12 protein-coding genes are annotated in these 14,650 nt (G+C 71.4%); 9 read left to right on the forward strand and 3 right to left on the reverse strand.

Annotated features, from left to right (window positions below):
* Position 1: 1 nt before the first annotated feature.
* Positions 2–1,150 (reverse strand): pyruvate dehydrogenase (acetyl-transferring) E1 component subunit alpha, encoded by a 1,149-nt coding sequence (gene pdhA / locus AS594_RS17140; protein WP_069927877.1) that lies wholly within the window; start codon positions 1,148–1,150, stop codon positions 2–4.
* A 326-nt stretch (positions 1,151–1,476) separates the two neighbouring features.
* On the opposite strand from pdhA, the gene AS594_RS17145 reads away from it, so the two are divergent.
* The 3 genes from AS594_RS17145 to AS594_RS17155 all read left to right on the forward strand — a co-directional run bounded on the left by AS594_RS17145 (position 1,477) and on the right by AS594_RS17155 (position 3,672).
* On the forward strand, positions 1,477–2,151 hold the full coding sequence (locus AS594_RS17145) for a response regulator (protein ID WP_069927878.1): 675 nt from the start codon (positions 1,477–1,479) through the stop codon (positions 2,149–2,151).
* 67 nt (positions 2,152–2,218) lie between these two features.
* Positions 2,219–2,635: a pyridoxamine 5'-phosphate oxidase family protein gene (locus AS594_RS17150; RefSeq protein ID WP_069927879.1), complete on the forward strand. Its 417-nt coding sequence runs from the start codon at positions 2,219–2,221 to the stop codon at positions 2,633–2,635.
* Positions 2,636–2,658: 23 nt separating this feature from the next.
* Complete coding sequence (locus AS594_RS17155) at positions 2,659–3,672, forward strand: phosphotransferase (RefSeq protein WP_069927880.1); 1,014 nt, start codon at positions 2,659–2,661, stop codon at positions 3,670–3,672.
* Positions 3,673–3,683: 11 nt separating this feature from the next.
* On the opposite strand, the gene AS594_RS17160 is transcribed toward AS594_RS17155, so the two are convergent.
* Positions 3,684–5,333 carry a protein kinase domain-containing protein gene (locus AS594_RS17160; protein WP_069932673.1) on the reverse strand — a complete coding sequence of 550 codons (1,650 nt, stop codon included), beginning with the start codon at positions 5,331–5,333 and terminating at the stop codon, positions 3,684–3,686.
* A gap of 331 nt (positions 5,334–5,664) precedes the next feature.
* Here AS594_RS17160 and AS594_RS17165 point away from each other — a divergent pair, with 331 nt between their 5' ends.
* The 6 genes from AS594_RS17165 to AS594_RS17190 all read left to right on the forward strand — a co-directional run bounded on the left by AS594_RS17165 (position 5,665) and on the right by AS594_RS17190 (position 13,421).
* Positions 5,665–7,320 carry a protein kinase domain-containing protein gene (locus AS594_RS17165; protein ID WP_069927882.1) on the forward strand — a complete coding sequence of 552 codons (1,656 nt, stop codon included), beginning with the start codon at positions 5,665–5,667 and terminating at the stop codon, positions 7,318–7,320.
* Between the two features lie 185 nt (positions 7,321–7,505).
* Positions 7,506–8,219, forward strand: coding sequence for a hypothetical protein (locus AS594_RS17170; protein ID WP_069927883.1), 714 nt, complete (start codon positions 7,506–7,508; stop codon positions 8,217–8,219).
* Between the two features lie 92 nt (positions 8,220–8,311).
* Positions 8,312–9,055: a PadR family transcriptional regulator gene (locus tag AS594_RS17175; protein WP_069927884.1), complete on the forward strand. Its 744-nt coding sequence runs from the start codon at positions 8,312–8,314 to the stop codon at positions 9,053–9,055.
* Between the two features lie 56 nt (positions 9,056–9,111).
* Entirely contained in the window at positions 9,112–9,927 is an 816-nt protein-coding gene (locus tag AS594_RS17180) for an ABC transporter ATP-binding protein (protein WP_240509034.1), read from the forward strand.
* Complete coding sequence (locus tag AS594_RS17185; RefSeq protein WP_069932672.1) at positions 9,924–12,764, forward strand: ABC transporter permease; 2,841 nt, start codon at positions 9,924–9,926, stop codon at positions 12,762–12,764. The genes AS594_RS17180 and AS594_RS17185 overlap by 4 nt, the downstream gene beginning before the upstream one ends.
* 117 nt (positions 12,765–12,881) lie before the next feature.
* Positions 12,882–13,421, forward strand: coding sequence for a bacterial proteasome activator family protein (locus AS594_RS17190; protein WP_069927886.1), 540 nt, complete (start codon positions 12,882–12,884; stop codon positions 13,419–13,421).
* Between the two features lie 161 nt (positions 13,422–13,582).
* On the opposite strand, the gene AS594_RS17195 is transcribed toward AS594_RS17190, so the two are convergent.
* Complete coding sequence (locus AS594_RS17195; RefSeq protein ID WP_069935147.1) at positions 13,583–14,563, reverse strand: NAD(P)H-quinone oxidoreductase; 981 nt, start codon at positions 14,561–14,563, stop codon at positions 13,583–13,585.
* Between the last annotated feature and the right edge of the window lie 87 nt (positions 14,564–14,650).

Consider the following 14,650-nt stretch of genomic DNA (forward strand, 5'->3'; position numbering starts at 1 on the left):
GCTACTTTCCCTCCTCGGCGAAGGACGCCTGGTACGCGGCGAACTGCGCCCGCTCCTCGTCGACCAGGGCGTGGCCGTCCGCGTAGACGTTCTCGAAGATCGCCATCTGGTCCGGGTCGGGCATGGCCCGCACCGCCTCGCGGACCCGCCGGCCGAGGCTCTCGCTCTCGGTCTCCAGACCGTCGAAGAAGGCCGCGTCGGCGAAGCCCTCCTTCTCCAGGTACGTGCGCAGGCGCAGGATCGGGTCCTTCGCCTCCCACGCCTCGCGCTCCTCGTCGGCCCGGTACTTCGTCGGGTCGTCGGAGGTGGTGTGCGCGCCCATGCGGTACGTGAAGGCCTCGACCAGCGTCGGCCCCTCACCCCGGCGGGCGCGCTCCAGCGCGTCGCGGGTCACGGCGAGGCAGGCGAGCACGTCGTTGCCGTCGACCCGCACGCCCGGGAAGCCGAAGCCCTGGGCGCGCTGGTAGAGCGGAACGCGGGTCTGGCGCTCGGTGGGCTCGGAGATCGCCCACTGGTTGTTCTGGCAGAAGAACACGACCGGGGCGTTGTAGACCGCCGAGAAGGTGAACGATTCAGCGACATCACCCTGGCTGGAGGCACCGTCGCCGAAGTACGCGACGACCGCGGAGTCCGCGCCGTCCTTGGCGACACCCATCGCGTAACCGGTCGCGTGCAGCGTCTGCGAGCCGATCACGATCGTGTACAGATGGAAATTGTTGGTGCTGGGGTCCCAGCCACCGTGGTTCACGCCACGGAACATTCCGAGCAAATTGGTCGGGTCGACGCCACGGCACCAGGCGACACCGTGCTCGCGGTACGTCGGAAAGACGTAGTCGTCGTCACGGAGAGCGCGTGCGGAGCCGATCTGGGCCGCCTCCTGGCCGAGCAGCGAGGCCCACAGGCCCAGCTCTCCCTGGCGCTGGAGCGAGGTGGCCTCGGCGTCGAAGCGGCGGGTCAGGACCATGTCCCGGTACAGGCCGAGCAGTTCGTCCGGGGTGAGATCGATCGAGTAGTCGGGGTGCTCGACGCGCTCTCCCTCGGGGGTGAGCAGCTGTACGAGCTCCGGCTCGGATCGCTGGGGTTTCTTGGCGCTGACGCGCTTGGTGCTGCTGCGTCGCGGCTTACGCGCGGCAGTGCTCTCCACGGTCACGTGCGTGCTCCTCCGTCTGTCCGGCCCCCGGGGTCTGCCGGTGACCAGTGCGGCTCACCTGCTTGCGTCCTCGTGCACGGGGTGGGTGCGACTCGGCCGGGAACAGGTGTGACAGGTGCCCCGGCGAAACGCCCTGTCAAAGGAACGTTACCCAGTGCCTCGCACAACTGCGAAACCCCATTTGACCTGCGATTTTGCTTGGAAATCCAAGTAAATCGAAGAATTCGGGAACAACCACTGGTCACAGCCTTGCGGGCCGCCGGAACAGGGGCACGTTATCCCGGCGACCCACGGCACGGGAAGAGTTCGCATGTAAGGATGACGGCGTGCCCGAAGATGGAAAAATCACCGTATTTCTCGTCGACGACCACGAGGTGGTCCGGCGCGGCGTCCACGAACTGCTCTCCGTAGAGGACGACATCGAGGTGGTCGGGGAGGCCGGTACGGCCGAAGAAGCGCAGGTCAGAATCCTCGCGACCCGTCCCGACGTGGCCGTTCTCGACGTACGGCTGCCGGACGGAAGCGGCGTGGAGGTCTGCCGCGAGGTCCGGTCACGAAATGAGGACATCAAATGCCTGATGCTGACCTCGTTCGCCGACGACGAGGCACTTTTCGACGCCATCATGGCCGGTGCGTCCGGATACGTCCTCAAGGCCATTCGGGGGAATGAGCTGCTGACCGCCGTACGCGACGTGGCGGCGGGCAAGTCCCTCCTCGACCCGGTGGCGACCGCCCGCGTACTGGAACGGCTGCGCTCCGGCAACGCCGACGGCAGGAGCACCACGGGCGACAGCCGGCTCGCGAACCTCACCGAGCAGGAGCGCAGAATCCTCGACCTGATCGGTGAGGGCCTGACCAACCGGGTGATCGGCGAGCGGCTGCACCTCGCGGAGAAGACCATCAAGAACTACGTGTCCAGCCTGCTGTCCAAGCTGGGCATGGAACGCCGCTCGCAGGCCGCCGCGTACGTGGCGCGCAAGCAGGCGGAGGAGAGACGCTAGCCACACCCGCGCCATTCGGGACTTCCGTCCCTTTCCCGGCCCTCACCGGTGACCGACAGTGAGTGGCATGCCCACCGAGGACCTACGCGCCATCGAACTTCTCCGCCGTGTCCCCTACGGCCGGGTGGCCACGAGCATGCGGGCCCTGCCCTTCCTCGCCGTCGCCCGCCACGTCGTCGTACAGGGGCGCGTACTGCTGCGCATGCACGCGGGCTTCAACCACCACCAGGCGTGCCACGGCAGCGTGGTCGCGTACGGCGCGGACAACTTCCAGTCCGGCCACGGGCTCCTGTGGGCCGTCCAGTGCACCGGCACGGCCGAGATCTTCGAGCCGGCCGAGGCCGAGCTGGAGCTGTTCGGCCGTGGGCCCCACTACGTCGACGGGAAGCCGTTCGACCCCGTCTACATGCGCATAGAGCCGCAGTTCGCCACCGCGCACACCCTGAACAGCGCCCCCGAGCGACGGTTCGAGCACGCTCTGTGACTCGGTGATCTAACATCTGGCGGGTGCCACGCTCATCTGTACTCGCCCCTCCGCCGCCCGTCGGTGACCTGCTGCGCCGCTACCGCGACACCGGCGACCCGCTCTCCTGCGAACCCGTGGCCCAGGGCCTGCTCAACCACGGCTACCGCCTCGTCACCACGCGCGGCGACTACTTCCTCAAGCACCACCTCGACGGCGACCGCGACACGATCCGACGCCAGCACCGCGCCACCCGCCACCTCCAGGCGTTCGGCGTCCCGGTGGCGCCGCCCGTGGAGGACACCCAGGGCGGCACCGTCACCGTGATCGGCGGCCGCTGCTACGCCCTGCACCCCTGGATCGAGGGCCGGCACCGGGACGGCGCCCAGCTCACGACGGTGGAGTCGCGGCGGCTGGGCGCGCTGCTGGGGCTCGTGCACACCTGCCTCGACCGGGTCATGGAGGAGGCGGACCGGCGTACGCACGACTGCGCCGACCCCGCCGACACCTTCGCCCTGATCGACGAGCTGCTGACGCTGGCGCGCGGGCGGCGGCCCCGGGACACCTTCGACGTACTGGCCGAACACCGTCTCGTCGAGCGGCGGGCGCTCCTCGAACGGCACGCGCACCGGCGGCCCCCGCCGGTCACCGAGCCCGCCACCGGGTGGGTGCACGGCGACTTCCACCCGCTGAACCTGCTCTACCGGGGCGCCGAGCCCGCCGCGATCGTCGACTGGGACCGGCTCGCGGTGCAGCCGCGCGCCGAGGAGGCGGTTCGGGCCGCCGCGATCTTCTTCGTGCGGCCGGACGGCGAGCTGGAGCTGGCGAAGGTACGGGCGTACGCGGCGGCGTACCGGGAGGCGGCCGGGGCCGGGGCGGAGGAGCTGGCCGCGGCGGTGCACCGGGTGTGGTGGGAGCGGCTCAACGACTTCTGGATACTGCGCTGGCGCTACCAGCGGCACGACCGAAGGGCCGACCCGCAGTTCCCTGCGGCGTCGGCCCTGGCGGTGTGGTGGACGAAGGAGTACGAGGCGGTGTGCGCGGCCTTCGCGGGGTGAGAGCGCCCCGGTCAGCCTCCGGTGACCCCCGCGTCGGTCGTGCCGCCGTCGGTCGTACCGGCGTCGGTCGTGCCGCCGGGGTCGGTGCCGCCGGGGTCCGTACCGCCGTCGGTCGTACCGCCGTCGGTCGTACCGCCCGCGTCGGTGTCGCCGGGGTCCGTGCCACCCGGGTCGGTGCCGCCGTCGGTCGTGCCGCCGTCGGTCGTGCCACCGTCCGTCGTCGTGCCCGGAGCGGTCGCCGACGGGCTCGACGGCGTGATGCTGGGCGTGTTCGACGGGGTGTGGCTCGGGGGCGCCGACGGGATGTCGGACGGGGTCCAGCTCGGCTGCTGACCACCGGTCGAGGAGGTGCCCGGGTCGGTGCCGGGCGAGGTCTCCTCGTCGTCGGAAGGCTCCTTGGAGGGCTCCTTCTCCGACTTGGTCGGGCCGCTCTGGGAGACCTTCGGCGGATCCTTCTTCTCCTTGGTGCCACCGTCGCCGGCCCGGTCCACCGCGAAGGCGACACCCGCCGCGATGGCGATGATCGCGAGCACCGCGAAGATCCACATCTTGCCGCGGTTGCCGCCGTGCCCGCCGTCGTACGCCCCGTCGTCCGGGTTCATCGGCGGCAGCATCGCGCCGCCGGCCCGCATCTGCGAGGTGTCGCCGTGGTTCGGGTGGCCCATGGCGGTCGTCGGATAGGTGCCGCCGGCCGGGGTGCCCGCGCCCTCGTGCATCGCGACGGGGCCGGTGTTCCACATGCCGGTGTGGCTGCCCTGCTCCTGGAGCATCGACAGGCCGTACTGGACGAGACCGCGCATCTCCTCGGCGCTCTGGAACCGGTCGTCCGGGTCCTTCGCGAGGGAGCGCATGACGAGCCCGTCGAGCTCGGGCGGCGCCACCTCCGAGATCTCGGACGGCGGCACGGGGATGTCCTGCACGTGCTGGTAGACCACCGACAGCGGCGTCTCACCGGTGAAGGGGGGCCGCTGCGCGAGCAGTTCGTACAGCAGACAGCCCGTGGCGTACAGGTCGCTGCGGTGGTCGACGGCCTTGCCCAGTGCCTGCTCCGGGGAGAGGTACTGGGGCGTACCCATGACCATGCCGGTCTGCGTCATCGTCGACTGGGCGCCGTGCAGGGCACGGGCGATGCCGAAGTCCATGACCTTGACCGCGCCGCTGTGCGTGATGATCACGTTCGCGGGCTTGATGTCGCGGTGCACGATGCCGTGCTGGTGGCTGTACGCGAGTGCTTCGAGCACGCCGGAGACGATGATCAGCGCCTGCTCGGGGCCAGGGGCCTCGGCGTTCTGGAGCAGCTCGCGGATCGTCCGGCCCTCGACGAGCTCCATGACGATGTAGGGGACGACGCTGCCGCCGACCTGGTCCTCGCCGGAGTCGTACACGGCGACCACCGCGTGGTGGTTCAGGCCGGCCACCGACTGTGCCTCACGTGTGAAGCGGGCCTTGGATGTCGGGTCTTCGGCCAGATCGGAGCGCAGCAGCTTGACCGCCACGGTACGGCCGAGCCGTACGTCCTCGGCGGCGAACACTTCCGCCATGCCGCCGCGGCCGAGGCGGTGCGTCAGCCGGTAGCGACCATCGCCGACCAATCCGCCCATACCCCATGATTCCGGGGCATCCGACACTCCGCCGCCGCTTCCCTCGGGTTCGGGTGCCATCAGTCCTCGCCGTCGTTTCTGTCCGCGCCGCGTCCGCGGTCGTCCTCATGGGCCTCGAGCACATGGTCCTCAAGGTGCTCCGCCACGTCACGCTACAGCCTCCGCGCGACGCTCCGGTTCGAGATGGACCGGTCATCAAAGCCGTTGCCGATGTACCCGTGCAAATTCCGGACACGCCACGGACGGGCCGCGGCCCCGTGCCACAGCCGCGCTGTAACGCTTCCGCGACGCTTCTTGCGCGTACGGTCACGGAACGGGCATCGCGCTTGACGTGTCAGTGCCCTCGGGCAGACTTGGCCCGTAAATCTTGCGCTGAGGGGGAAGCACAGTAATGAGCCAGGACGGCGGACAGGGCCGCTACGCGGGCGGCTCGGTCGCGGGCGGGCGGTACCAGCTGCGCGACCTGCTCGGAGAAGGCGGCATGGCGTCGGTGTACCTCGCGTACGACTCCGCGCTGGACCGCCAGGTGGCCATCAAGACGCTGCACACGGAGCTGGGGCGCGAACAGTCGTTCCGCGAGCGGTTCCGCCGCGAGGCGCAGGCGGTCGCCAAGCTGTCCCACCCCAACATCGTCTCGGTCTTCGACACCGGCGAGGACACCGTGTTCCACGGCGACTCCGCCGCGGGCGACGGCGCTCTGATGCCGTACATCGTCATGGAGTACGTCGAGGGGCAGCCGCTCGGCTCGGTACTCCAGGCGGACATCGAGCGGTACGGCGCCATGCCGGCCGACAAAGCGCTGAAGATCACATCGGATGTGCTGGCGGCGCTGGAGACCAGTCACGAGATGGGCCTGGTCCACCGCGACATCAAGCCCGGCAACGTGATGATGACCAAGCGCGACGTCGTCAAGGTCATGGACTTCGGCATCGCGCGCGCCATGCAGTCCGGTGTCACCTCGATGACGCAGACCGGCATGGTCGTCGGTACGCCGCAGTACCTGTCGCCCGAACAGGCCCTGGGGCGCGGCGTCGACGCGCGCTCCGACCTGTACTCGGTCGGCATCATGCTGTTCCAACTGGTCACGGGGCGGCTGCCGTTCGACGCCGATTCCCCGCTCGCCATCGCGTACGCGCATGTCCAGGAGGAGCCTGTGGCTCCTTCTTCGATCAACCGGTCGATCCCGCCGGCCGTCGACGCGCTGGTCGCCCGGGCGCTGAAGAAGAACCCGAACGAGCGCTTCCCGAGCGCCGCCGCGATGCGCGACGAGTGCGCGCGGGTCTCGGGTTCCGGCCAGGCGGGCGCCGCGCCGGTGATCGTCGCCGGTGGTCCCTCGCAGAGCGGGTCCGGGGTCGGCTCCGCCGTGTTCCCGCCGGTCGAGCAGGCGGGCTTCCCGCAGAGCGGCAGCGTCCAGGCGCCGTACCAGCCGACGCCGGGTCCGTACGGCCCGCCCACCCCGGCTCCCGGCCCGGCGCAGCCCGCGTACGGCTATCCGACGCCGGCGCCGTACGCGACGCACAACATGCAGCAGGGCACCCAGACCCCGCCGCCGTACACGATGGCGCCCCAGGGCGCCGCCCCCGGCGGCGGTGGCGGCAACCGGAACATGCCGGTGCTGGTGGGGGCGATCGCGGTCGTACTGCTGGCGCTCGGCGGCGTGATCACCGCCATCTCGCTCAAGGAGGACGACCCCGAGGGCGGGAGCCAGGGCACCGACGACCCCACGCAGAGTGAGGTCGCGGCGAAGCCCGGCTACCGGGGTCCGGACCGTACGCGGACCATGAAGACCACCGACTGCTCCCCCGGCCGGGAGTCGGCGACGGACCCGGACAAGGTCGAGGTGCCGAGCTTCCTCTACAAGGACCTGCGCTCGGTCAAGCTGTGCCTCCAGGCGGCGAACTGGAAGATCAAGGAGACCCGGGTCGACGACCCCAGCTGGGGCGAGGACCTCGTGGTCAACCAGTATCCGAAGCGTGGCTCCGACATCGACCCGGACGACGCCACGATCGAGCTGGAGATCTCCACCGGCAACCCGCCGTCGGACTAGGCCGGACGGCCGCGCCGTCGGGTGCGGACGCGGGAAGGGGCCCGGTGCGCGTGACGCGCGCAGGGCCCCTTTCGTGTGACCCGAGGTGCCGGGAGTGTCGCGGCGTGTGACGCTGAGCCTGTTGTCCAGTGGTCCGGCTCACACGGTGGTCCGGCGTCGCGTTTCGGTTCAGGAGGCGGAGTCCCATGGCTGTCCGGTTCTCGGCGGTTGGGGTGGCCGCAGTCCTGGCGCTGCCGGTCCCGGGGGCGTACGCCGGAGAGCGCGTGCCGGGACCCACGCCGGTGTCCGTGTCCGTGGCCACCTCCGGGCCGTCCGAACCGTCGAAGCCGTCCGAACCGTCCGGGCCGCCCGAACCGTCGGGGTCCGCGGCTTCCCGGGGCGACGGCCGGGAGCGCGAGGCGGGTGTCGCGGGCCCGGACGGGCCGCGGCGGCCCGCTGCCTCCGCCGCCGCGCCGGCCGAGAGCCTGGCGGGCCGGCCGGCCGGGGTGGGACGTACGCGTCCGGGCAGGGCGCCGGAACAGGACACGGACCCGGGCGGGAGCGACGAGGCGGACGAGAAGGCGTCCCCGAGCGGCAGCGCGAGCCCGTCGGGCAGTGCCACGGCCGGCCCGAGGCCCTCCGCCTCGCGTTCCGGTTCCGCGTCGGCGAGCGCGTCGGCGACCCCCCGCACGTCGTACGCGCCCGAGTCCTGGGACGTACACGAGGAGGCGCTCGACGAGGCCGTCCAGCCGCCCGCCGCCTCGCCGTCCGACCGCCCGCCGGGCGCGGCACCCGGGGGCGATGAGCAGGTCGTGGCGCAGTCCGACCCGCTGGACGTCCATGTGCTGCCGCTCGGCGCCGGGCTGACGCTGTTCGGTCTTGGGCTCGGTTTTCTAGGTCTGCGGCTCCGGCGCGGCTGACCTGCCCGGCGGCCGTCCCCCTCAAGACCTACGCGCGATGTCCCCCTCAGGACGGTTGGCTACGGGCGACATACTCGGTATACATACTCGGTATGTCGATCCGTCACGGGCTGCTTGCCCTTCTTGAGCACGGCCCTCGCTACGGCTCCCAGTTGCGCACCGAGTTCGAGTCGCGCACCGGTGCCACCTGGCCGCTCAACGTGGGGCAGGTCTATACGACCCTGAACCGACTGGAACGCGACGGCATGGTCGTCCAGGACGGCGAGGACGACGCGGGTCACGCGCTCTACGCGATCACGGACGCGGGGCGGGGCGAACTCAGGAGCTGGTTCGAGCGCCCCGTCGACCGCGCCAGTCCGCCCCGCGACGAACTGGCCATCAAGCTCGCCATGGCCGTCGGCGCCCCCGGCGTCGACATCCGGGCCGTCATCCAGGCCCAGCGCCACGCCACTCTGCGGGCGATGCAGGACTACACGCGCCTGAAGGCCCGGGCCCTGGTCGCCGTGGAGGGCGCGGACGCCGGGAAGGCGCGCGACGACGTCGCCTGGCTTCTCGTACTCGAACAACTGATCTTCCAGACCGAGGCCGAGGCGCGCTGGCTCGACCACTCCGAGTCCCGGCTCGCCCGGCTCTCCGCGACGGCCGCGCGCAGGGCCGGGAACGCTCCCGCGACGGCCGAGCCGGCCGCCGCGGCCGACTCAGCCGCCTCTTCCGACTCAGCCGCCCCTTCCGGCTCGACCGCCTCCGCCACCCCGGCCGCCGGCTCCACCGCTCCCGGCACCAACGCTGCCGGAACCGCTCGTACCACCCCGACGTCCCGCAGCGCACGGCGATAAGCCCACGCGCCGCACGACCATTTCCGTCCCAGGGGGACCCCTTCATGCCCGAAGCCATGCCCGGATCCACGCCCTATGAGTCACAGCAGCCTCATGAGGCACAACTGTCGCGACAGCCGCATCAGCAGAGTCAGCCGCAGGGGGCCCAGCAGCCCGTCCTGCGGCTGGAGCAGCTGACCCGCGTCCACGGCAGCGGTGCTGCCGAAGTGCACGCCCTGCGCGGCGTCGACCTCTCCGTATATCCCGGTGAACTCGTCGCCGTCATGGGCCCGTCCGGCTCGGGCAAGTCCACCCTGCTCACCATCGCGGGCGGCCTCGACAGCCCCACCTCGGGCCGCGTCGTCGTCGAAGGTACGGACATCACGACCGTCAGCCGCAAGGAACTCGCCGCACTGCGCCGCCGCAGCATCGGCTACGTCTTCCAGGACTACAACCTCATCCCGGCCCTGACCGCCGCCGAGAACGTCGCCCTGCCCCGCGAACTGGACGGCATATCCGCCCGCAAGGCCCGCGTCTCCGCCGTCGCCGCGCTGGAGGAGATGGGCCTCGGCCAGCTCGCCGACCGCTTCCCCGACGAGATGTCCGGCGGCCAGCAGCAGCGCGTGGCCATCGCCCGCGCCCTGGTGGGCGACCGCCGCCTGGTCCTCGCCGACGAGCCGACCGGCGCCCTCGACTCCGAGACGGGCGAGTCCGTACTCGCCCTGCTGCGCGCCCGCTGCGACGCGGGCGCCGCCGGCATCCTCGTCACCCACGAGCCGCGCTTCGCGGCCTGGGCGGACCGGGTGGTCTTCCTGCGCGACGGCTCCGTCGTCGACGAGACCCTGCGCAGCCAGGCCGACTCGCTCCTCTCCGGGCAGGCGGCCGCTCAGTGAACCGCTGGTACCACTCCTGGGTGGCCGCGGTGCGGATCGCCCGTCGCGACGCATGGCGCTTCAAGGGCCGCAGTTCCCTCGTACTCGCCATGATCGCCCTGCCCATCCTCGGCGTCAGCGCCGCGGACCTCACCCTGCGCAGCGCGGAGCTGTCCACCGAGCAGCAGATGGCGCGCGATCTGGGCGCCGCCGACGCCCGGATGACCGACCCGGGCATGGGCGGCGTGCCGATCCTCCAGGCACCCGACGGCCTCAACACCACGCCGGTGAAGGACTACGGGGACGGGGTGTGGCCCGAGGGCCGCGGTGACATCGAGGCAGCCTTCCCGGCGGGCGCGAAAACGCTCAAGGACGCGAACGGCAGCGGGAAGCTCCGTACCGGACACGGTCTGCTCAACGCGGTGATCCACGAGCTGGACGCGAACGACCCGATGACCCGGGGCATGATGACCCTCGACCAGGGCCGGTTCCCCGACAAGGCCGGCGAGGTCGCCGCGACCGTGCACTTCCTGGAGGCCGGCGGCCTGAAGGTGGGTTCGACGATCGCCGCCCGGGGGCTCGACACCGAGTACCGGATCGTCGGCTCGTACGAACTCCCCGACTCGCTCAAGGCCGACGAGGTCCTCGCCCCGCCCGGCACGTTCCTCGCGCCGCTCGACAAGGCACTGAAGGCCGACGACCTGCCCGGCACCGAGACCAGCAGCACCTACCTGGTCTCCGTCGGTGGCGACGGTTTCACGTGGAACATGGTCCAGAAGGCGAACTCCAAGGGCGTCGCGGTCATTTCGCGCGCAGTCGCCCTCGATCCGCCCGCCGACTCCGACGTGCCGCTCTTCCAGAAGGAGGGCTGGGCCAACTACGAGCAGAGCACCGCGTCCGAGGCCGCCGCGCTCGCCGTCGTCGCCACCGTCGTCGGCCTCGCCATGCTGGAAATCTGCCTGCTGGCGGGCCCCGCGTTCGCGGTGGGCGCCCGGCGCTCCGCACGCCAGCTCGGTCTCGTCGGCGCCAACGGCGGCGACCGCCGCCACATCCGCGCCATCGTGCTCTCCGGCGGTCTGGTCATCGGCATCGCCGCGGCCGTCGTCGGCACCGTGCTCGGCCTGCTCCTCACCTTCGCGCTGCGGCCGCTGCTCGAGGACACCATGGGCCGGCGGTTCGGCAGCTTCGACGTCCGGCCCCTGGAACTGCTCGGCATCGGCCTGCTCGCCGTACTCACCGGCCTGCTCGCCGCGATCGTCCCTGCCATCACGTCGTCGCGCCAGTCCGTGCTGGCCTCACTCACCGGCCGCCGCGGCGTACGCCGCTCCAGCCGCGTCCTGCCCGTCATCGGCCTGATCGCGGCCGGGCTGGGCATCGCCATCACCCTGTACGGCGCCACCGCCACCGACAGCGTCCCCGTCGTCGCGGGCGGCAGCGCCCTCGCCGAGCTCGGCATCGTCGCGCTCACCCCCGCCCTGGTCGGCCTCTTCGGCAGGCTCGGCGGGTGGCTGCCGCTGTCGCCGCGCCTCGCCCTGCGCGACGCCGTGCGCAACCGGGGCCGTACGGCCCCCGCCGTAGCCGCTGTGCTGGCCGCCGTCGCGGGTACGGTCGCGGTGGCGACGTACGCCGCCAGCGACGACGTACAGCAGCGTGCCGCGTACTCGGCGCAGCTGCCGCACGGCGCGGTGACCGTGCTGAACGCCGAGGGCGGCGGGCGGGACGTGCCGGCCCTGCGCGCGGCCGTCCAGAAGCACTTCCCCGTCGACGTACGCGCCGATGTCAGCCGGATCACCGTGGGCAACGTCAACTGCGCCCCGTACAGCGACGTCAAGGGCTGCGGGCGGTACGAGATCCACACGCCGAAGGAGAACCGCTGCGCGCTGTGGACGGAGGGCACCCCGGGCGCCAAGGAGCTCACGCCCGCCGAGCGCCGCAAGCTGTCGTCGGACTGGCGCTGCAAGGAGAGCGGCCATTACGCCGAATACGACGTGCTGGTCGCCGACGAGAGGCTGCTGTCGGTGCTCGCGATCGACGACCCGGCCTCCGTCAGCGCTCTCAAGAGCGGCAAGGCCGTCTCCTTCGACCGCCGCAACGTCGAGAAGGGGAAGATCGGCATCAAGCTGATCACCGACCCCGCCAAGGCCGATCTGATGACGCAGAAGGGCAAGGAGTACCCCGGCGAGATCAAGTCCTTCGCCGTCCACGAGGCACCGAAGGCGGCCACCGCGTACGGGGTGAAGATCGTCCTGCCCCCTCAGGCAGCGAAGGCCGCCGGGCTCCTCACCGCCCCGGTCGGCGCGTACTTCTCGACCGACAAGCTGCCGAGCGGCCCGCAGCAGCAGAAGCTCGAAGCGGCACTGGACACACTGGGCACCGACGGCGGCCTGTACGTCGAAAAGGGCTACACCAGTGAGAACAGCATCGTCCTGCTGGCCCTGACCGTCTTCGCCGGACTCGTCACCATCGGCGCGGCAGGCATCGCGACCGGCCTCGCCCAGACCGACGCCGAGCCCGACCTCAAGACCCTCGCCGCCGTCGGGGCGCCCCCGCGGGTGCGCAGGACGCTGAGCGGTTTCCAGTGCGGGGTGGTCGCCGCGATGGGCGTGGTGCTCGGCTCGGCGGCGGGCGTACTGCCCGCGATCGGCCTGCGGCTGACCGAGGAACGCCAGCAGTTGAAGTGGTACGAGGAGGCTCTGGACTCCGGCATGGGCGGCATGCAGGAGGCGCCGTACGTCCCGATCGTCGTCCCCTGGGAAACGCTCGCGGCGCTGCTCGTCGCCGTACCCGTGGGCGCGGCGCTCCTCGCCGCCCTGGTCACCAGGTCCCGCACCGCGGTGGCGCGGCGCGCGGCGGGCTGACACCCGCGTTACGCGGACCTTCCCGTTCCGCGTCCGTTCCGTGCCCCCGTACAGGGTGGATCACCTCTGTACGGGGGCACACCGTGTGATGACGCACGTGTACGAGACAATGGCTGCATGGAGATGCCGAGGAGTGAACGGTCGCAGGAGAGCCCCCATGTCCTGGTCGTAGGGCAGGACGGAATGGCTCTCGGCGGCGCGGAGGACGAGTCGCGCGAGGTGCCGGTGACAGAGATGGTCGAACAGCCCGCAAAGGTCATGCGCATCGGCAGCATGATCAAGCAACTCCTGGAGGAAGTACGGGCGGCTCCTCTCGACGAGGCCAGCCGGGTACGGCTCAAGGACATTCACGCCAGCTCCGTCAAGGAGCTCGAAGACGGCCTCGCGCCCGAGCTGGTCGAGGAGTTGGAGCGGCTCTCGCTGCCGTTCACCGACGAGGCGATCCCCTCCGAGGCGGAACTGCGGATCGCGCAGGCGCAGTTGGTCGGGTGGCTCGAAGGGCTTTTCCACGGCATCCAGACGGCGCTCTTCGCCCAGCAGATGGCGGCGCGGGCGCAGCTGGAGCAGATGCGGCGCGCACTTCCGCCCGGCGCGGGTCACGAGGACGACGGCCAGGAGGACGGCCACGGGCCGGTGCGCTCGGGGCCGTACCTCTAGACCGGTTCATCGGCCGGACAGTTCATCAGCGCCCGGTTCATCAGCGCCCGGTTCGATGAGCGCCCGGTTCGATGAGCGCTCAGGACCGGTTCATGAGCGCGAGAGGCCCGCATCGCCGTCGTGGCGGTGCGGGCCTCTCGCGCTGCGGCCGGCAGCCCCGGTCAGGGCGTCGTCAGCAGGATCTTGCCGACGTGGTCGCCCGCTTCCAGCGCCCGGTGTGCCTCGGCGGCCTTGGGCATCGGCACGACCCGGTCCACGACGGGACGCACACGGCCGGTGCTGATCAGCGGCCAGACGTGCTCCCGTACGGCCGCGACGATCGCCGCCTTCTCGCCGAGCGGACGCGCCCGCAGCGTCGTCGCTGTGATCGCCGCGCGCTTCTTCATCAGCGCGCTCAGGTTGACCTCGCCCTTCACGCCACCCTGCATGCCGATGATCGCGAGGCGGCCGTTGACGGCGAGCGCCTTCACGTTCCGGTCGAGGTACTTGGCGCCGATGATGTCCAGGACGACGTCCGCGCCGGCCCCGTCGGTGGCCTTGCGCAGCTCCTGTACGAAATCCTGCTCGCGGTAGTCGATGAGGATGTCGGCGCCCAGCTCCGCGCAGCGCGCCAGCTTCTCGGGGCCGCCGGCCGTCACCGCGACGCGGGCGCCGACCGCCTTGGCGAGCTGGATCGCCATCGTGCCGATGCCGCTCGCGCCGCCGTGGACCAGCAGCGTCTCGCCCGGCCGGAGGTGCGCGATCATGAAGACGTTCGACCAGACCGTCGAGGTCACCTCGGGCAGTGAGGCCGCGGTGACGAGGTCCATGCCGGGCGGCACGGGCAGCAGCTGCCCCGCCGGTACGGCGACCTTCTCGGCGTACCCGCCGCCCGTCAGCAGTGCGCACACCTCGTCGCCGACGGACCAGCCGAGGACGCCCGGCCCCAGCGCGGCGATCCGGCCCGAGCATTCGAGGCCGGGGTAGGGGGAGGCGCCGGGCGGCGGGTCGTAGAAGCCCTGGCGTTGCAGCAGGTCGGCGCGGTTGACGGCGCTCGCGACGACCTCGACGAGGACCTCGCCCTCGGCGGGTACGGGATCGGGGACCTCCGCCCATACGAGCGCCTCGGGGCCACCGGGTTCAGGGATCGTGATCGCATACATGGCCGCGAGGCTACTCCGCACCGGAGCCGAGCACTCCGCCTCCCCGGCCACTCAGCCGCCCGCCCCTTGCTTCAGGTCCGTCCTCCG

This window comes from Streptomyces agglomeratus, assembly GCF_001746415.1.
Taxonomy (GTDB): domain Bacteria; phylum Actinomycetota; class Actinomycetes; order Streptomycetales; family Streptomycetaceae; genus Streptomyces; species Streptomyces agglomeratus.